The 18,766-nt window shown below is 62.3% G+C and carries 17 protein-coding genes; 11 read left to right on the top strand and 6 right to left on the bottom strand.

Translation table 11 applies throughout. The features are described 5' to 3' along the window. Positions 1 to 78 precede the first annotated feature (78 nt). Positions 79 to 999, bottom strand: a complete 921-nt coding sequence (locus ACZ5G6_RS19370; RefSeq protein ID WP_498687396.1) for a CHAD domain-containing protein — start codon at positions 997 to 999, stop codon at positions 79 to 81. 43 nt (positions 1,000 to 1,042) lie between these two features. Further along, entirely contained in the window at positions 1,043 to 2,734 is a 1,692-nt protein-coding gene (locus tag ACZ5G6_RS19365; RefSeq protein WP_498691961.1) for a bifunctional 3'-5' exonuclease/DNA polymerase, read from the bottom strand. Between the two features lie 124 nt (positions 2,735 to 2,858). Between ACZ5G6_RS19365 and ssd the strand changes: the two genes are divergently transcribed. The 7 genes from ssd (at position 2,859) to ACZ5G6_RS19330 (ending at position 8,152) form a co-directional block, all read left to right on the top strand. Further along, positions 2,859 to 3,977: a septum site-determining protein Ssd gene (gene ssd / locus ACZ5G6_RS19360; RefSeq protein WP_498687394.1), complete on the top strand. Its 1,119-nt coding sequence runs from the start codon at positions 2,859 to 2,861 to the stop codon at positions 3,975 to 3,977. Positions 3,978 to 4,066: 89 nt separating this feature from the next. Beyond that, the gene (locus ACZ5G6_RS19355) at positions 4,067 to 5,272 is read left to right on the top strand and encodes a TadA family conjugal transfer-associated ATPase (protein WP_498687392.1); all 1,206 of its coding nucleotides are present in this window, start codon (positions 4,067 to 4,069) and stop codon (positions 5,270 to 5,272) included. Continuing rightward, positions 5,269 to 6,087, top strand: coding sequence for a type II secretion system F family protein (locus tag ACZ5G6_RS19350; RefSeq protein WP_498687388.1), 819 nt, complete (start codon positions 5,269 to 5,271; stop codon positions 6,085 to 6,087). Before ACZ5G6_RS19355 ends, ACZ5G6_RS19350 begins: the two co-directional genes overlap by 4 nt. Next, complete coding sequence (locus ACZ5G6_RS19345; RefSeq protein WP_223937648.1) at positions 6,087 to 6,686, top strand: type II secretion system F family protein; 600 nt, start codon at positions 6,087 to 6,089, stop codon at positions 6,684 to 6,686. The genes ACZ5G6_RS19350 and ACZ5G6_RS19345 overlap by 1 nt, the downstream gene beginning before the upstream one ends. Positions 6,687 to 6,873: 187 nt before the next feature. Continuing rightward, positions 6,874 to 7,278 (top strand): DUF4244 domain-containing protein, encoded by a 405-nt coding sequence (locus ACZ5G6_RS19340; protein WP_498687386.1) that lies wholly within the window; start codon positions 6,874 to 6,876, stop codon positions 7,276 to 7,278. 8 nt (positions 7,279 to 7,286) lie between these two features. Continuing rightward, entirely contained in the window at positions 7,287 to 7,763 is a 477-nt protein-coding gene (locus ACZ5G6_RS19335; protein WP_498687384.1) for a TadE family type IV pilus minor pilin, read from the top strand. Between the two features lie 74 nt (positions 7,764 to 7,837). Then, the gene (locus ACZ5G6_RS19330; RefSeq protein ID WP_498687381.1) at positions 7,838 to 8,152 is read left to right on the top strand and encodes an Rv3654c family TadE-like protein; all 315 of its coding nucleotides are present in this window, start codon (positions 7,838 to 7,840) and stop codon (positions 8,150 to 8,152) included. A 43-nt stretch (positions 8,153 to 8,195) separates the two neighbouring features. On the opposite strand, the gene ACZ5G6_RS19325 is transcribed toward ACZ5G6_RS19330, so the two are convergent. After that, on the bottom strand, positions 8,196 to 10,538 hold the full coding sequence (locus tag ACZ5G6_RS19325) for a DEAD/DEAH box helicase (protein ID WP_498687377.1): 2,343 nt from the start codon (positions 10,536 to 10,538) through the stop codon (positions 8,196 to 8,198). 82 nt (positions 10,539 to 10,620) lie between these two features. Then, positions 10,621 to 11,316, bottom strand: coding sequence for a GNAT family N-acetyltransferase (locus ACZ5G6_RS19320; RefSeq protein ID WP_223934435.1), 696 nt, complete (start codon positions 11,314 to 11,316; stop codon positions 10,621 to 10,623). A 158-nt stretch (positions 11,317 to 11,474) separates the two neighbouring features. Between ACZ5G6_RS19320 and trhO the strand changes: the two genes are divergently transcribed. Next, complete coding sequence (gene trhO, locus ACZ5G6_RS19315; protein WP_498687375.1) at positions 11,475 to 12,371, top strand: oxygen-dependent tRNA uridine(34) hydroxylase TrhO; 897 nt, start codon at positions 11,475 to 11,477, stop codon at positions 12,369 to 12,371. Between the two features lie 12 nt (positions 12,372 to 12,383). Here trhO and ACZ5G6_RS19310 read toward each other — a convergent pair whose 3' ends face one another. Further along, complete coding sequence (locus tag ACZ5G6_RS19310) at positions 12,384 to 12,917, bottom strand: DUF6023 family protein (protein WP_498687373.1); 534 nt, start codon at positions 12,915 to 12,917, stop codon at positions 12,384 to 12,386. A 51-nt stretch (positions 12,918 to 12,968) separates the two neighbouring features. After that, positions 12,969 to 13,412: a DUF6023 family protein gene (locus tag ACZ5G6_RS19305; RefSeq protein WP_498687372.1), complete on the bottom strand. Its 444-nt coding sequence runs from the start codon at positions 13,410 to 13,412 to the stop codon at positions 12,969 to 12,971. A 93-nt stretch (positions 13,413 to 13,505) separates the two neighbouring features. On the opposite strand from ACZ5G6_RS19305, the gene ACZ5G6_RS19300 reads away from it, so the two are divergent. The 3 genes from ACZ5G6_RS19300 (at position 13,506) to topA (ending at position 18,699) form a co-directional block, all read left to right on the top strand. Further along, the gene (locus ACZ5G6_RS19300) at positions 13,506 to 15,155 is read left to right on the top strand and encodes a DUF7059 domain-containing protein (protein ID WP_223934431.1); all 1,650 of its coding nucleotides are present in this window, start codon (positions 13,506 to 13,508) and stop codon (positions 15,153 to 15,155) included. Continuing rightward, entirely contained in the window at positions 15,152 to 15,862 is a 711-nt protein-coding gene (locus tag ACZ5G6_RS19295) for an ArsR/SmtB family transcription factor (RefSeq protein WP_223934430.1), read from the top strand. Before ACZ5G6_RS19300 ends, ACZ5G6_RS19295 begins: the two co-directional genes overlap by 4 nt. Positions 15,863 to 15,975: 113 nt before the next feature. Next, positions 15,976 to 18,699, top strand: a complete 2,724-nt coding sequence (topA, locus tag ACZ5G6_RS19290) for a type I DNA topoisomerase (RefSeq protein WP_223934429.1) — start codon at positions 15,976 to 15,978, stop codon at positions 18,697 to 18,699. The last annotated feature ends 67 nt before the right edge of the window (positions 18,700 to 18,766 follow it).

Here is an 18,766-nt window from a genome sequence, read left to right as displayed (position 1 = left end):
CGAGATATGACTGGCTTGAGCGGAGGGTGGCAGCTAATCTGCGGCGCTTGCGGGTTCATGACCAATCGCGCCGGATGATCAACCCAGCAGCACTTGGCGGGGCTCAGGGATGGGGGAGCTAAGTAAGGCTGCCCGGAGACCCACTTCGGCCTCTGCGAGCCGACGCTGTTCCATGCTTTGAAGGGCCTCAATATCCAAAAGCTCGACACCGGGCATTTCTGCAAGGTTCCTTATCCATTCCTGGCCAGTCACGCTGTCGTGCTGTTCACCGAGAAGGCGCTGCAGGACCATGGACGGTTGGATGATGGCCGTGGCACCTGCCCCCAGGACATTGGCCACCGCCTCCACAGAGTACCGCAATACCTTGATGTCCTTTCGCGCGCCATGGAGCAGTTCGTTGTCCTCCGCTTGAACGGCATGCGCGCCCGCCGTGTCCAAGCTTCCCTGCGCAGCCTTCAAACTTCCCTGCGCAGCCTCCAAGCTTTTCTGTACCGTCTCCCAGAGCGGCTGGAGGAGGTTGACCACTTCGAGAAGACTGGGACGGTTCTCATTTTCGGCTACCGCCGAGGGCTCGGTATTGGGAAGGAAGGTCTGACGGGTCGCACGGACGATGCCCTGCCATCGCCTTCCCGTCCCTACACGCGTTGCCATCCCATTACTGCTGGCCAGGAGCTGGTCAACGGCTTCTTGGATGGCGTCCGGCGACAGCCAGTGCTCTGAGGCAGCCAGCCACAACATCAAACGCTGGGACAGAACGTATGCATCACGGGCTTCGCCGAGGGATCGCGCCAGCCATCGGATATCCCGACCGGTGGCCTCCTTGAGGTCGGGTAGAACGGATTTGTAGCATGAAAGGACAGAACGGAGCCGCCGAAGTGCCAGCCGGGCGCCGTGGACGGCTTCCTGGTCAGCGGCGGCAACCAGCGGCAAGCAGCCCTCCAGCTCTGCAAGTTGGAAGGCTATGTACGATTCCAGGGAATCACGCACCTCGGAGCCCACGTGGCCAGTTTCCCCCTGACAGCCGGGGTGGACAAGCAGGTGCCTACTTCGCTTTGTCGTAAGAATCGACGACGGCGACACTCACCGGGAATTCGACCGGAATCCGGCCGAACATGAGCTCTTTCGCTGCGTTTGCGGACTCCTCGATCGCTTGGATGCAGGCATCCACGGCTTCGTTCGGGGCATGGACCATCACTTCGTCGTGGAGGAAGAAGACGAGTTCCCCTGAGGGTGAGCCTTCGGCGCGCAAGGCCCGCAGCCGTCGTCGTAATTCCGCCAACCAGCACGAGGCCCATTCCGCGGCGGAGCCCTGAACTACGAAGTTCCGCGTGAACCGGCCACGGGAGCGCGCCAGGTTGTCGGCTCGCCGCTGTTCCTCGGCAGTGGTGGACTGCTGGCTTCGCAACCAGCCGGTGGACGGTGGTGGGCTGCTTCGTCCCAAACGGGTGGTGACGGTCCGCCCGGCTTCGCCTTCCCTGGCTGCCTGCTCCACAAAGCCCACGGCACGCGGATAAGTACGTGCCAGCTGCGGCATGAGCCTGCCCGATTCACCGGTGGTTGCGCCGTAAATGGCGCCGAGCAGCGCAACCTTCGCCTTGGACCGATCCCCACCGAAGCCTTGGGCCGCGATACCGGCGTAAAGGTCCTTGTCGCGGGCGGCCTCGGCCATTTTTGCGTCCTGGGCAAGCGCTACAAGGACGCGCGGTTCCAGTTGCGAGGCATCGGCGACGATGAGCTTGTGGCCAGGGTCCGCATGGACTGCGGCACGGATATTCCTGGGAATCTGCAGCGCACCGCCACCACGGGAAGCCCACCTGCCGGACACTACGCCCCCCACCACATATTCGGGGTGGAACCGGCCATCGTGGACCCAGGCATCCAGCCAGGCCCAACCATTTGCGGTGTGCAGCCGGGACAGCTTCTTATATGCGAGCAGGGGCTGGATCGCGGGGTGTTTGGACTCTTGAAGCTCCCATTGCCGTGTGCTTTTGACCTCGATTCCGTTCCGATGCAGCGCCCGCATCAGGTCCTGGGGGGAGTCCGGGTTCAGGCCCGGTGAATTGAGGATATTCCGCAGTTCGTTGCACAGCACCTCAAGTGCCCGGGGCCTATGGCCAAGTGGCGGACGGGGCCCGAGTACGTCGGCAAGAATCTGCTCGTGCACCTCCTCCCGCCACGGGACACCGGCGTGTTGCATTTCCACCGCAACGATGGCACAGGCGGACTCGGCCGCAAGCAGCAATTGCAGGCGTTGCTTCCGTTGGTCGTCTGCGGTGACCTGGGCAATCGCGTGCTGTTGCGCTGCAAACTCATCCCGCAGTTCGGCGAGCCCTGGACTTGTGGATGTCGGCCTGAAGTCGTCGAAGAGCGCCCCTTGATCGGAGGGTGGGGGCGGGGGCTGCAGCGCGCGGGGCGGCGTCGTGTCATCGTCCTGCGTGAGCTTTTCAGCGTTCCTTGCGTAGTCTGTGTGTGCCGTGAAAGAGGAGTGCGCCAGGATAGCTCCGCAGAGAGCGAGATCGTGGCAACGCTCCAGCTTCAGGCCGTGCATCAGGAGCTCCGGGTAGCAGTCCTGCGCACGATGCCACACCCAGCGGGGCCGCTGGCTTTCCAGTTCACGGACGACGCCGGGCAGCTCATCCCTGGTGACCACGCGCGCATCCGTCGTGGCCTTCCCTGTGGGAGAGACTCTTTGTATGGCTGCGCCGTCCGGATGGGCGGCGAGCAGCAAATACATGGTGTCCATTCTGCCCTGTGCGAGTGCATCAACTGTTCCTCCACACCCCCTGCTTGGGCTGGATTGTCCACATGGGTTGATTGGGAGCTTATGTCATGGCCATCTACGCCGGGAAAGTGGCTTCATGACCAAGCGACATCTTCGGCACAGACGGTCCAGCAACCAACCTATGCGGCAGGCCACGGAGGACTCATGGACGCCGCGTGAAGCTGCCGGCATCCTCCTCGTCACCGGCGACGCCTACCTTCAGGAGGAGGCGCGACGGATCGTCGCGGCAGCAGGTGGCAGCCTCCAGGTGGCCACCGACGTCGGAGAGGCACTGCACGTTTGGGATGGCGCCGACGTCGTCCTGGTAGGCAGCGACATTCGCGAGCTGCCGCCACGAAGACAGGCGCCCACGGTCTTATTGGGCAGGTCCATTGAAGGCGATGACCTTTGGCGACTGGCCGCTGCGTTGGGCGCAGAGCGCGTAGCTGTCCTTCCAGAGGCGGCGAACTGGTTGGCCGAGTACCTGAGTGTGTCCGGATCGCCGGAACCTGGCGGAATCGTTATGGGGATCGTGGGAGGCTGCGGCGGGGCCGGGGCTTCGACGGCAGCCATTTGGCTTGCCCAGGCAGCGGCGGGCCATGGCATCAGCACCATGCTGGTAGACGGCGACCCGTGGGGCGGGGGCCTGGAATTGGCAATCACTGTCCAAGAGCCGGCTGGCTTGCGCTGGCCGGATTTCGCCGAAACACGGGGAAGTATTGATCCCGTCCAATTCCGCGATTCCCTGCCCGTGGCGGGAGGCTTCGCATTCCTTTCGTGGCCGGGTACACGGGAAGCGTTCACTGCACCGGATGCTGGTTCTGTGGCCGCTGTCATGGATTCCGCGCGACGCAGCTTCGAACTCATCGTGGTGGACATCGGACGAAGCGGGGAGGGCCTGCGGGCATTTGCCTGGGACTGCGAGAAGATCCTGTTGGTGACCCGAGCGCACCTCAAGCCAGCCGTCGCCGCGGCACGCATCCTCAACGAACTGCCACCCGTAGAGGCGGGATTGGTGCTCCGGGCCAGCGGCCCCTCGGCCGTTGACGCACAACTCATTGCCGAGTCACTTGCGCTGCCACTATTGGGGATCGTGCCGGAGATTCGCGGAGTGGCAGCAGGGACGGAACTCGGGCGGCTGCTTGAAATGGGCCGTCGCAAGTCCGTGAACCGTTTTGCCCAGGGCGTCCTCGAATTGAACGGCGCTTTTGAATGAGCAGTCCGGAGAAGGGCGCTCAGGGATGGCCGCGGACGGGCACGCCGCTGAGAGGAGGGCGCCGCAGCCAAAGCCGCCGGTTGGACTCCATGCTTCTCGAAACCGTGCGGGAGTCTGTCCTTGCCGGGAATGGGCCGGTCACACCATCTGCCGTTGCTGCCGCCGTCCAGGCAAGTGGCAAGCTGCTGGGTACTGCCGGAGCATTGGCGGCCGCGGAGTCCATCAATGCGGAATTGAATGGCCTCGGGCCGCTCCAGCAGCTTGCCCATGACCCCTCTGTCACAGACATCTTCGTCAACGGTCCAGACTCTGTATGGATGGACCGCGGGCAAGGCCTGGAACGGTCTTCCGTGCAGTTCGATTCTGAAGGACAGATCAGGGCGCTTGCCGCCAGACTGGTCTCGGCGGGTGGCCGCCGCTTGGACGATGGTTCTCCATGCGTGGATGTCAGGCTCAAAGGTGGCTATCGCGTACATGCAGTGCTGGCGCCGATCTCGACCTCAGGGACTCTGCTGTCCATTCGAATTCGACGCGAAGAAACCTTCACTATGGCTGAGCTGCGCGAAGGTGGCATGTTCAACGAGCACATCGAGGCCCTTCTCCATGCCATCGTGGAGCGACGGCTGAGCTTCCTGATCAGCGGCGCCACTGGATCCGGGAAAACAACGCTCCTGTCCACCATGCTCGGATTGAGTCACCCATCCGAGCGCTTGGTATTGATTGAGGACGCCGCTGAGCTCAACCCGGTCCATCCGCATGTGGTAGCGCTTGAATCCCGCCACGGAAACCTTGAGGGAGGTGGGGCCCTGGACCTTGGCGAACTGGTCCGTCAGGCCTTGCGTATGCGACCGGACCGGCTGATTGTGGGGGAGTGCAGGGGCGCCGAGGTCCGCGAACTGCTCACGGCGCTCAATACGGGACACACAGGCGGTGGAGGAACAATCCACGCCAACACCGCTGAAGCTGTGCCGGCGCGGCTGACAGCCCTCGGCGCGCTCGCAGGATTGAACGCTGAGGCCGTGAAGTTGCAGGTCTCAAGTGCACTGGACGTTGTGATTCACGTGGAACGCACGCCTTTGGGGCGAAAAGTCGGCTCAATCGGGGTACTGACGGAGTCCTTGGATGGCCAAAGGGTTGTTACGGCATTGAGATGGGGGCCCGAAGGTCTGGTGCGTGGACCAGCCTGGCCGGACCTGAATGCGAGGCTCCCTGCCAGTTCACCCCGGGAGGAGGATACGACTGCATGGTGTTTGCCCGTTGGCTTTGATGCACCCACAATGATCGGCTACGAATGATCCCCTCCCTTGTTCTCGCGCTGGCGGTGGCGGCATGGATCGAGCTCAAGCTGCCGCTGGCCGACGCCCGGAGAAAGCGGGCAAGGCTCGCCAAGCCTTCAACCATGGGCGGCACCGGGGTCCGGAGAGGCCATGGTGCCCAAGGAGCCAGCAAAGGGCCGTGGGCCGGGCTTTGGTGGTCGAAACGGGTGGAAACCCTACCCCTTGTGGTGTTGGTACAACAGCTCGCTGCCCTCCTGCGGGGAGGACGCGGACAGTCACGGCTCTGGGAAGAGTTGTGGCTCGTCCATAGCTCCTGGCCCGGCCTGGATGCTACGTCAAGGGTCCCACCCCACCACGCGGCTCCAGTAGTTTCTGCAGAAGCTATCAAGGTGCTGGCCGCGGCGCGGGCAGGCTCAGCCATGGGAAATTCCCCCGCTGAAGCTATTCGCACGACGTCCGCAAAGGTCTATCCAGGCCGAGGCAGCACAGAACGCCGAATCTGGATGGAACTTGCTGCATGCCTGGATGTAGCCGAAACCAGCGGCTGTCCACTTGCAGATCTCCTCACGCGCTTCGCAGCACAACTCGAAGCCGAGGAGGATTCAGAAGCAGCACGTCAAACCGCCCTCGCTGGACCCAAAGCGACTGTCAGGCTGTTGTCCTGGCTCCCGGTCCTTGGCCTGGCCCTCGGGATGGCTTTGGGCGTTGACCCTTTGGGAATCCTGCTGGGTAACTTCCTCGGAGTGGCCACCTTAATCATGGGCCTCTTGCTGACCGTGGCAGGGCGGGTATGGTCCTCCCGGCTCGTCGCCTCCGCTGTAGGGGCCACATGATGATGGGATTTCAGTTGCTTGCGCTGGTAGGTGTACTGGCTCTGGCAGCCCTTGCCGGATTCACCAGGCCAGCGACGCTTCGCGGCCAACTGCAGGCGAGACTGACTGGGGACCGCGACTCCAGGGGTGATCCCCATGAGCAACCGGATACCCTCACCGCTGGGGACGGGCTTAGGGACACGGCTATGATGCTCGAGCTCGTAGCTTCCATGCTGGATGCAGGTGCCGGGATAGGGCGGGCGCTGGAATTGATTTCCTATAGCTCCACACCGAAAATCAGTCAGGATCTCCGACCCGTCGTCGCCGCGCTCGCCATGGGGGCTGATTGGGACACCGCGTGGCGAACCCCTACGCAGCATGAGCCGGAAGTAGCGCGTTTGAAGGATGCGCTTGCTTTCGCCGCCTTGACCGGTGCGCCCTCTGCTTCCATTCTCTATGCACAAGCGGCCAGAGAACGCCGCGAGCAATTCCGTGCCGCGGAGAAGCGGGCCGCCGCCTTGGGAGTAAAGCTTGTGGTTCCCCTTGGACTGTGTTCCTTGCCAGCCTTTATTTGCCTTGGAATCGTGCCCGTACTCATCGCCATGCTGCCGGCTGGATGAGCCGCCAGGGCCAGCGTCTGCAGGATAGCCAGCGCCTGCAGGATAGCCAGCCCTCTTTTCCTCCACAAACCGTCAAAGCAAGGGTTTATCCACTTGGCGGAACCCGTCCCTTCAGAGTTGGTCCCACTCACGGAAGAGTCGTTTTCATCCGGCGGATCTGCCGGGCTTCCCGCGAAAGGAACACACTATGGAAACTCGATCCAACACGCTTCCCGGCCGCCGCAATACCGGACAGAACGGTTCGCTTGCGCTCGCAGCAACTCCTCCCGGAGTGGTATCCCCGGGGCACGGGAGTGGCAAGCCTGGGGGCGCACAACACGAGACCGGTATGTGCGTGCAGTTGGACAACCTGTGGCGTGGGATAACCCGGACCAAAAACGTGCGCAGGCGCGTCCGCAACGGTGTACGGCGGCAGACCAATCTCAGACAGACGCGTCTCATAGGCTCCGAAGGCGGAATGGCAACAGCGGAGTACGCCATAGCGACGCTCGCGGCGGTGGGCCTTGCTGGTTTGCTGGTGGTTATCCTCCGCAGCGAGGAAGTCCGGGGGTTCCTGCTCAACCTTGTTCGCACGGCGTTGTCCTTGCCATGACCTTGTTGGTGCCGGTCACGACAGAAGCGGCCACAGGGGAGAGGGAAGGAGGTGCCGTAACAGCTGAGTTCGCCGTTGCCCTGCCAGCGGTGATTTTGTTGCTGGCCTTCTTGTTGGCGGCCGGTGCAGCAGGGATAACCCAGCTCAGGTTGGAGGAAGCGGCCAGGGCCGGTGCTCGAGGCATGGCGCGGGGCGAGACCACCGTCCAAGTTCAGGGAATCGTCAGGCGCTTGGCCGGTGAAGGTGCCACCACAGGTGTCACAAGCGACGGGCGTTGGGTGACGGTGACAGCCTCCGCAGCCGTAGGAGGCTCGCTGGGGTCATTGATCCCCTGGACACTGACGGCTTCGGCATCGGCTCGCGGTGAAACGCCCGAGGCCTCAGTAGTACGTGGAACGCCGGGAGCAGCGGCGCGCGGTGTTCCGACGGAGGATGCCGCTGTGGGAGCTGTGGGAGCTGTGGGGAGCCGATGGGTTCCGTCGTGACGGGCCGCAGCTTGCGGATATCCACCATGGAGGGTCCTCCTCAAGAGCCACAACCTGAGAAAGGATCCGGCACGGTGCTGGCGCTGGTACTGTCGTTCGCAGTTATGGCCTTGCTTGCCGGGGTGCTCCTCCTGGCCCAGGCGGGGGTCCTTGCGTCGCGGGTTGCCTCTGCAGCAGACCTTGCAGCACTCGCAGCAGCGGATGCAGCGCGCGGAATATCTTCGGGTGAACCCTGTGCTGTGGCGGCCAGCGTGGTGGAACAGCACGGTGCCACGTTGACTGCCTGCGAGGTCGTCGGGGGTGAGGTCGCGGAAGTCGCCACCGAGTTGGAGCGGCCGTTCCTACTCGGCGTGGCTACCGGCAGGGCACGTGCTGGTCCGCCGCCTTAGCCAAGCATGCGTGGGCCGCGGAGTTGGCAGGGATAGCCCAAACCTAGATGGCGTCTTTCAAGAGGACATCAAGGAGTGTGATGGCGGCTGCCTTGTCCAGTGGGTTGTTCTTGTTGCCGCATTTGGGCGACTGCACACAGGACGGGCAGCCGGCTTCGCATTCGCAGGACTTGATGGCCTCCCGGGTCGCCGTAAGCCAGACCTTGGCCTTTTCAAAGCCGCGCTCGGCAAATCCGGCGCCGCCGGGGTGCCCGTCGTAGACGAAGATAGTCGGTACCCCGGTGTCGGCATGCAGGGCAGTGGAGACACCTCCAATGTCCCAACGGTCACTGGACGCCACCAACGGAAGGAGGCCGATTGCCGCGTGTTCCGCGGCATGCAGGGCACCGGGAAACTGCGCTTCCACCAGCCCTGCACCGTGCAGTGACCGGTTGTTCACCACGAACCAGACGGCCTTGGTGAACAGATCCCTGGCCCCGAGATCGAGCGGTTCCTCGCCCAGGATCTCGTTGGAAATCAATGCCTTGCGCTGAAAGGAAACCACTTGGGTTGTGACCTTTACGTCCCCGAAATGCGCAGTGATGTCGCCCCACTGGACCGAGCGCGAGGTCTCCAGGACCTCGATCTGGGTTACATCCCTCGCCGTGGTGTAAAAGTCCGGATTCACGCGCCTCACCATGACGCAGTGGTCGGCCTCGTTGAGTTCCTCCACCAGGTAGCTATCGCCCTGGTGGACATAGATCGCCCCGGTGTGGGCCTGGTAGTGGGTCTGCGGCGAGTCCATCGTCCCCAGAAGGGAACCTGTCTCGGCGTCGACGATGCTCACAGGGCCCCCTCCATCGGCGCGCAGGTTCACCATCCCGGCTGCGCTCTCCGGGTGGGTCCAGAACCAGCCCGCAGGCCGTTTGCGGAGATAGCCCTGAAGAACCAGCCGGTCAAGGAGGCTTTCGGCCGTGGGCCCGAAGAGTTCGAGTTCAGCGGGACCCACTGGCAACTCGGCTGCTGCGGCGCACAGGTGTGGCCCCAGAACGTAAGGGTTTCCCGGATCAAACACAGTGGCTTCGACGGACACATCGAAGATGGCTTCCGGATGGTTCACAAGGTATGTGTCCAAGGGGTCATCGCTTGCCACAAACGCCGCGATGGCGTCCTGGCCTGCTCTTCCAGCTCGTCCAATCTGCTGAAAGAGCGAGGCCCTGGTCCCGGGCCAGCCGGCAACCAAAACCGCGTCAAGCCCGGAGATATCGATGCCGAGTTCCAAGGCAGAGGTACTGGAAACCCCCAACAGCTGTCCGGACCGCAAGGCCTGTTCCAGGGCACGCCGCTCTTCGGGAAGGTAGCCGGAACGGTAGGCGGCCACACGGCTGGGCAGGCTGGGATCCACCTCGTCCAGCAGCCGTTTGGTGATGGACGAAATCGACTCAGCGCCACGCCGGGACTTGATAAAGGCAATGGTCCGTACACGGGAGGAAACAAGGTTTGCCAGGATGTCAGCAGTCTCGGCCACCGCGGTCCGCCGTTGCTTGGCCCCGTTTTCACCCTTGACGTCTGTCAAGGCGGGCTCCCAGAACGCCACGGTCGTAGAGCCATGCGGAGAACAGTCTTCCGAAACTTCCCTGACCGGGGCACCGATGAGCCGTCCGAAGGAGACGCCCGGCTCGGAGGCAGTGGCAGAAGCGGCGATAAATACGGGTTCAGGAAAGGAGGTTCCGGCGCCGTAGTAGGCGCAGATCCGTCGAAGACGCCTCATGAGGTTGGCTACGTGCGAGCCAAACACGCCGCGGTAACTGTGCGCCTCGTCCACGATCACATAGCGCAGCCTTCGGAAGAAGCGTGCCCACCACGTGTGGTTTGGCAGGATCCCAAAGTGCAGCATGTCCGGGTTGGCAAGGATGAAATTGGCGTGATCGCGGATCCAACGGCGCGACGCGACGTCGGTGTCGCCGTCGTACGTTTCTGCGCGGACTGTAGGAAGCTTCAGGGAACGAATTGCTGCCAATTGGTCTGCGGCCAGTGCCTTGGTGGGGGACAAATACAGTGTCACCGCGCCGTCGTCGTGGATCTTCCCGGGCTCGGACAAGACACGGAGCTCGGAGCGGTGGATGGCGTCCAGCGCCGGCAATTGATAGGCGAGCGATTTTCCGGAGGCAGTGCCGGTGGCGATCACCACGTGCTGGCCTGAGTGGGCAAGTCCTGCCGCCTGGATCTGGTGACGGTACGGTTCATGGATACCCAAAGTGCCGTAAGCCTGGACGATATCGGGGTGAACCCAATCGGGCCACGGTTCGTTGACGGCCTTGCGTGCAGGAATGGTGTGGACGTGGCGCAACTGCTCCGGGTCCGGAGTCCGGCCCAGCAGTGAGATCAGCGAATTGGGTGCAGCCACCAAATCATTCTGTCACTGTGCCGGGCAGGCCGACGGCGGCACGTGTTGGCCGCCGTCGTAAACGACCGCCCAACAACGGGTGTCAGGCTACGGAAAGGTCCGAACCCTCACCGGCGCTGACTGACATCATCAGAACGTGGCACACAACGTCCCATCCCAGGTGGGAATAGAGTTTCTGGCCGTCCAAGGAAGCGAGGAGGAGGCCATTTTCGACGTCGTGCTCGAAGGCCTGGGCGGCGAGGGCTTTCATGATGAAGCTTCCCAGACCACGCCGCTGAAATGCAGGCTCAGTAACGATCTTGTCGAAGACTGCCGTGCCGTCCACCACGAACACCCGGCCGCTGGCAGCAACTTGCTCTCCCGAGTGGACCACGGCGTGGTGGACTCCGTTGGATTCTGAAGTGGTAACTTCCAGATCGTCATCCGGGAGCCAAGGATCCTCTGCATCCTGGGTCTCCATGTCCACGATCATCATGGTCTGGGAGGCCGAGTTGACGTTCAGCCCATGCTGTTCGGCCAGGTACTTATAACGCTGGACGTCATTGGTAAGTATCGTCAGAATCCGTGTATCGGCTTCGGCGGTCTTCGCAGCAAGGGCGGCGAACTCTTCATCGGACGGATCATGGGCGAAGTACTCCCAGTCACCGGTTTTATCGGCGCGCAGCGCGGCAGGGAAGCGTCCCTCTTGTCGCGACTCATAGCCCCGGCAGCCGGTCCAACCGGCTACCCAGACTTCCAAGAGGTGCGCGATGTCTTCAACCAAGGCGTCTGGACTCATGTAGAGAGACTATGCCAGCGCTCGTTCTAGCAACAGAGCCCGGTCAGCGGAAGAATCCTTGCTTATGAAATTGTGACTTCGACGACTGGAACGCACCCATGGGCGTTGAACTAGTCGCGGGCGGGCGGCGATTTTAGTACAGCAAGTACCCTTTAACAGTGGCTTTGAACCGAATTGTTCTCTTTTATGGCTTTACCCCGATCGCCGATCCCGACGCCGTGCGTCTGTGGCAGCGTGCCCTCTGCGAGAAATTGGGCCTCAGGGGCCGGATCCTGATCTCGAAGGACGGCATTAACGCCACGGTTGGCGGCGAACTGAACAACATGAAGCAGTACGTGAAAACCACCCGCGAGTACAAGGGCTTCCACGACATCGATTTCAAGTGGTCCGAGGGCGGGGCTGCCGATTTCCCCCGCCTCAGCGTTAAGGTCCGCGACGAAATAGTTTCCTTCGGGGCTCCCGGCGAGCTGAAGGTCGACGAAAACGGTGTGGTGGGCGGAGGCCAACATCTGCAGCCCGAGGAACTTCACTCACTGGTGGACGCGAAGAAAGCGGAGGGCGAAGAGGTGGTGTTCTTCGATGGCCGCAACGCTTTTGAAGCGCAGATCGGCAAATTCAAGGATGCCATCGTCCCGGATGTCGCTACGACCCACGACTTCATCAAGGAACTCGAATCCGGCAAGTATGACGCTCTCAAGGACAAGCCGGTGGTTACTTACTGCACGGGCGGCATCCGTTGCGAGGTGCTCTCAAGCCTGATGGTCACCCGGGGTTTCAAAGAGGTGTACCAGCTCGACGGCGGGATAGTCCGCTACGGCGAAACGTTCAAGGACAAGGGCCTCTGGGAGGGCTCGCTCTACGTTTTCGACAAACGCATGCACGTGGAGTTCAGCGAAGATGCAAAGACCATTGGCGAGTGCGTTCGCTGCGCCGCGCCCACCAACAAGTTCGAGAACTGCTCCAACCTGAGCTGCCGCACACTGACTCTTTACTGTGCAGAGTGTGCCTCGAGTCCTGAAACCCTTCGTTGCCCCGGAGGCTGCGAAGCCGCCTGAGGTGCAGCGCAATCAAAGCCGGCTGACCCGATAGGCGAAGTTCGCGTCGGATCTGGCGCCCACTGTAATGGCCAGGATGGCGTCCTTTTCCAACTGCACCACGCTCACCCGGGCATTCGCGCATCCCAAAGTCAGGTCAACCAAATCGGTCTCACCCACGCTGACGGCGAAGGAAACCCGCCTGGTGCCGCGGCATGCCAGTGTCACCGCGTACGTTCCGCCGGGCAACTGCACGGTTTGTTCAGTTCTGGATTCGCCGGACTTCAGGAAGCCGCTGCTCGAATAGAACGATTGCCCTTGCGATTCCGGCAAGGCGGCTTTGGCCCACTCTTCGAGGGCCTGGCCTGTGACGGTTTGCTCCAAGGCTGGGTCGGGAGGAAGCACCACGTTGTTGCCGGTGCCCTCCGTGGGGCTGGAATCTGCCCGCCCGCCTTCGTCGTAGGTGTACTCGCACGCCGTCAGTGAGCCACACAGCACGAGCAGCAGTCCGACGGCGGCACTTGCCAGCCGTCTGGACATAACCGAGCCAGCCACCTTGCTGCCCATACGTTGACTTTACGCTGGCCTGGAGGCCCGCCAAAGGGGTGCGGGACAGGTCTAATTTGCGGACGGCACCAGCTGATAGGCGAAAATCAACGGGGCGTCCACGCTACTTGTGGAGATGCTGAGGCCAGCCGTGGCGGGGACTTTGATCTTCACCACTTCAAGGCTGCCGTTGCATGCGGCTCCCGCGTCGGCGATTTGCTTTCCACCGGAAGAGACGGCGAAGAAAACCTTTCCTCCGCCGTCACAAGCCATGGTGAGCGTGTAGTTACCGGCGGGAACGCTGGGTGACTCCTTGACCAGCGGGTCCCGGTTCAGGATCTTGCCGGAATCCTCCAATGTCACTGTGCTGGCGGCGGGAAGGACTTTGTCTTTCCATGCCGGTACATCCGCATGTTCGATGCTGACAGGACCCTGGCAAGCTGAGGCGGCCAGCAGCGTCCCCGCAGCAATGACAACAAGGCCTGCGCGACGCCCTGTGGAGGAGAGGTTGAGCATGCTTCAACGCTACCGGGTCCCACACCAAGGTTTTGTCCACATAGTCCCAACGGCGGATGTCTGCCACCAAGTGGCCCCCCATAGACTTGCAATGTGACTCAAACCCCTCAAACATTCACCGCCGGCACTACAGACAACGCCCCGCGGAGCGACCATCCGGAGCTCCTGGTGTCGCTCGCCTCTGACCTTCGCGCCATCTCATACACGGTCGACGGCGTGGCGGAACTTTTGGGGGAATCCGCCTCCGCGGCACTGAGCAGGGACCAGATCATTCCAGCGTTGCTGGTCAGCGAACGGTTATCCAAGGACGGCGGGGAATCCGCCCGTGCGCTGTCCGTCATAGTTCGGCTGTGGTTGCTTGCTGTCCCGCAATCCCCGTCCGATGTTGACTTTGCGTTGCCCACCGTGGGCGCCCAAGGCCTCGCCCGGCTGGGACTCATCACCTTGGAAGCCGGTGTTGCCCGGGCCAAGGTGGACTTGCGTCCTTACGGCTGGGAGGCCAATGAAGACGGCAGCGCGGGAGCTGAGCTCTGGGTGGCCAGCGATCTCGCTGCCCACCAACAAGACGGGGTTTTGAGGCACGATCACGTGCTGGGGATAGGGCGGGCTTCAACAACCCTTGTCCAAACCACCATCAGGCAGCACACACAGCGTGCGCTGGATCTCGGGACAGGGTGCGGCATCCAGACGTTCCACTTGCTGCACCACTGCGAACACGTGACGGCAACAGACATTTCTGACAGGGCGCTGGCCTTCACCCGTTTCAATCTGATGCTCAATGCTCCGGAACTGGACCTGGATCCGGACAACCTGGAAGAGCGCGTCAGCCTGCGCCTGGGCTCGCTGCTGGAACCGGTGGCCGGGGAACGCTTCGGCCTCGTTGTCTCCAACCCGCCCTTTGTCATTACCCCCCGCAGCACTGGCGAATCCTCCGCTGATCAATTCACCTACCGGGACGGCGGTCTCCCGGGCGATGAGATCGTCGCTTCCTTGGTGCGGAACCTGGCTGACATCCTGGAACCTGGCGGCACAGCCCAGATGTTGGGAAATTGGGAGATCGTTAAAGGGACAGAGTGGCATGACCGGCCCTCGTCGTGGCTTCATGGTTCGGGTATGGATGTTTGGTTCATTCAACGCGAGCAGGTGGGCCCGGAGCAGTACGCAGAGACCTGGTTGCAGGACTCCTCGGAGAACCGGGACCGCAGTCACTATCAAGAGTCGTACGCTGCATACATCGACGACTTCGCCTCAAGGGACGTCGAGGGCATCGGCTTTGGCATGATCTGGCTGCGTCGCCCACAAACTTCGAACGGAACACGCCTCAGCCGCTTTGAGGAAATTACCTACCCCATTGAGCAGCCCATCGGACCGCATTTAAACGCGGCCGTGGAGCGCGCTGATTGGCTTGCCGGCAGCAGCTTGCCTGATGCGCACCTTGTGGTGGCCGATGACGTCACAGAAGAGCGCCACCAGCGTCCTGGAGCTGTGCATCCAGGCGTGATCCTCCTGCGGCAGGGGGCTGGCCTTCGCCGAACAAACTTGCTCAGCACCGAGCTGGCGGGCTTTGTTTCTGCTTGTGATGGCCAATTGTCCGTTCGGCAGATAATCGGAGCCTTGGAGGCACTGCTGGGAGGTGCAGACGACTTCGACTCAGTGGCCTTCCGCGAAGGGCTTCTTGCCGAAGTGCGGAATCTCGTCCTGGATGGCTTCCTCCTTCCCGATGCCAAGGAGGCGTCCGCATGAACAGTGCACGGCCCCCGCGCGCACCCCGCACCAAGCCCGCAGTTAGTGACCCTGATTACACTGGTGAAGTGATTGCGAACAACGAGGCACCCCAGGCGTCAGGCGATGCCCCGCGGCGCAAGAGGGCTGAGAAGACGGTTGAGATTACCGATCCCAAGGCTATCCGCGCGTTGGCGCACGCTGCCCGTCTCGAGGTCATTTCCGAGCTCTACGCCACGCAGGTAAGCCACACGGCCACTGAGCTCGCGGCCCGCACGGGGCTAACCCCGAGCGCCATGAGCTACCACCTCCGTGCGCTCCAGAAATGGGGCATCGTTGCCCCTGCGGAAAATGCCGGCGACGCAAGGGAACGCCGCTGGAAAGCCGCCGGAACCGACTTCACGATTTCAGGCGGCAGCGTGGCCAGTCCGGAGATCGCGGTGGTCGATCTTGAGCTGGATGCCTTCCGGCGCAGGGCCTCCGCTTTCGCCAGGGCACGGGGAGAGCGCCGGCAACGTGGCGAAGCGGCGGAAGAGCCGGTGTCGGTGGTGCTGGCGAGCAATCTGCTGTACTTGACCAACCAGCAGCGCAAGGAGCTTTCAGAGCGGATCCGGGAGGTCCTGCGGGAGTATGAACTCGATGACCCAACCCAGATCCCGCAAGGTGCCGAGCGAGTTGCTACTCTTTGGTCGATGATCCCGGATGACCGCCTGGCACCTGGGCATTAGGGGCCTGGCCAGGCCCTCGGATTTCCACGCCAAAACGCAGGATTCTGCAATCTATGGTGAACTAGGCCAATATGGGCACCAGCCCAATTACACATTTTTTCTGTAGGAGCACCGTGCCCAGCAAGGCAAAAACCGGCAAGAAACTCGTGATCGTGGAGTCTCCGGCCAAGAGCAAGACCATCGCCAAGTACCTTGGCGAGGGCTTCATCGTCGAGGCTTCCATCGGCCATATCCGGGACCTCCCGCAGCCATCAGACCTCCCTGCAGAACTCAAGAAGACCTCGCTGGGCAAGTTCGCCGTCGATATCGAGAACGACTTCAAGCCGTACTACGTCGTATCGCCGGACAAGAAGAAGAAGGTCGCCGAGCTCAAGGCCCAGCTGAAAGACGCTGACGCGCTCTATCTCGCAACCGATGGGGACCGCGAGGGCGAGGCCATCGCATGGCACCTCCTTGAGGTGCTCAAACCCAAGGTTCCCGTGTATCGCATGACCTTCGGCGAAATCACCAAGGAAGCGATTCACCGTGCCATGGACAACCTGCGCGACGTCGACACCGCCCTGGTTGATGCCCAGGAGACCCGGCGTATCCTGGACCGGCTCTACGGTTACGAAATCTCGCCGGTTCTGTGGCGGAAGGTTGCCAGAGGACTCTCCGCTGGCCGTGTGCAGTCCGTGGTCACCCGCATGGTGGTCGATCGCGAACGCGAACGTATGGCTTTCCGGGCGGCGTCCTATTGGGACCTGACCGGCCAGTTCGGCGCCGACTCGGGATCGTTCAAAGCGAAGCTCGCCGCGGTGGACGGTTCCAAGGTGGCCAGCGGTCGTGACTTTAACGACAATGGTCAGCTGACATCCTCCAACGTGGTGCACCTCAACGAGGAACTCGCCACGTCTTTGGCTGCTGGGCTGCAGGACGCCGATTTCCGCGTTCGCTCTGTAGACACCAAGCCATACACCCGCCGTCCTGCCGCACCGTTCACCACCTCCACGCTGCAGCAGGAAGCTGGCCGAAAGCTCAGGTTCTCCTCGAAGAGCACCATGCAGGTAGCCCAGCGCCTGTACGAAAACGGCTATATCACCTATATGCGTACGGACTCCTCTGCCTTGAGCGATGAAGCTGTGACAGCAGCCCGCCGGCAGGCCGCGGAGCTCTACGGCCCCGAGTACGTGCCCCAAAGCCCCCGCGTGTACGCCAACAAAGCTGCAAACGCGCAAGAGGCCCACGAAGCCATCCGTCCGGCAGGTGACTCGTTCCGCACTCCTGCCCAAGTGGCCAAGCAGCTCAGCGGAGACGAATTCCGCCTGTACGAGCTCATCTGGAAGCGCACGGTCGCATCGCAGATGGCCGACGCCAAGGGCTCGACGGCCACCATCCGCCTGGGTGCCGTGGCAACTGACGGACGCGACGCCGAATTCTCGGCGTCGGGTACCGTCATCACCTTCCCCGGCTTCCTCGCCGCTTATGAGGAGGGCAAGGACGAGAGCCGCGGAGACGACGACTCCGATGAAGCCCGCCGTCTGCCCAACGTGGCCAAGGATGACTCCCTGAAGGCCTCGGACATCGTGGCTGTGGGCCATGAGACGTCGCCGCCCCCGCGCTACACTGAAGCCTCGTTGACAGCTGAGCTGGAAAAGAAGGGCATCGGCCGTCCGTCCACATACGCCTCCACGATTTCCACCATCCAGGATCGCGGTTATGTTCGGAAGCAAGGTTCCGCGCTGGTTCCCAGCTGGATCGCTTTCTCGGTGATCCGCTTGCTGGAGCAGCACTTCACGGACTACGTGGACTACGAGTTCACGGCAGACATGGAAGGCGACCTTGACAAGATCGCCAATGGACAGGCTGTTGGCGCTGCTTGGCTTAAGCACTTCTACTACGGTGAAGACGCAGACCCAGGCCTGCTGAGCATCGTGAACAACCTCGGCGAAATCGATGCACGCGAGATCAACTCCGTGCCGATCGCGGAAGGCATCACCCTGCGTGTGGGCAAGTTCGGTCCGTACCTGGAAAGCAGCATCCCCACCATTGATGAGAAGACCGGCGAGGTGGTGGAATCCGCACGGGCCAATGTCCCCGAGGAACTGGCTCCTGATGAACTGACGGCCGCCAAGGCCATTGAACTCATGGAAACGGCTGCTCCCGAGGAACGGGTCCTCGGAACGGACCCCCACACAGGACACACGGTGGTGGCCAAGAACGGCCGCTACGGCGCTTACGTCACCGAGATCATCCCCGAGATGACAGAGGAACAGCTGGCAAACCAGCCAGTTGAGTACTACAAGAACGGCAAGCCCAAGCCGCCCAAGAAGCCGGTGAAAGCCAAGCCACGCACAGGCTCGCTGTTCAAGTCCATGACCGTGGACAGCGTCACTTTGGATGAGGCCCTGCAACTCATGAGCTTGCCCCGGGTCCTTGGTGAGGATGCCGAAGGAAACGTCATCACGGTCCAGAACGGCCGGTTCGGACCTTACCTGAAGAAGGGCACGGACTCCCGCTCCATCGGATCCGAAGAAGAGATCTTCACCATCACCCTGGAACAGGCCTTGGAGATCTATTCACAGCCCAAGCAGCGTGGTGCCCGTGCCGCCGTGCCGCCGCTCGCCGAGTTCGGCCCGGACCCCGTCTCGGAGAAAAACATCGTCGTGAAGGAGGGCCGTTTCGGTCCGTACATCACTGATGGCGTCACTAACATCACGGTCCCGCGCTCAACCTCCCTTGAGGAGCTAACACGGGAACGCGCCGTCGAACTTCTTGCCGAGAAGCGGGCCAAGGGTCCCGTCAAGCGGACCACCACCCGCAAGGCGCCAGCCAAGAAGGCCACCGCCAAGAAGTAGGGCAGCAACAAGGCAGGGTGCCGCCCGGGAAGCTAGCGAATTGCGTCCCGGACGGCATCGTGGTCGA

This window comes from Arthrobacter sp. TmtSoilC51 (genome assembly GCF_055388015.1).
This window is presented reverse-complemented; position numbering and strand designations above follow the sequence as displayed.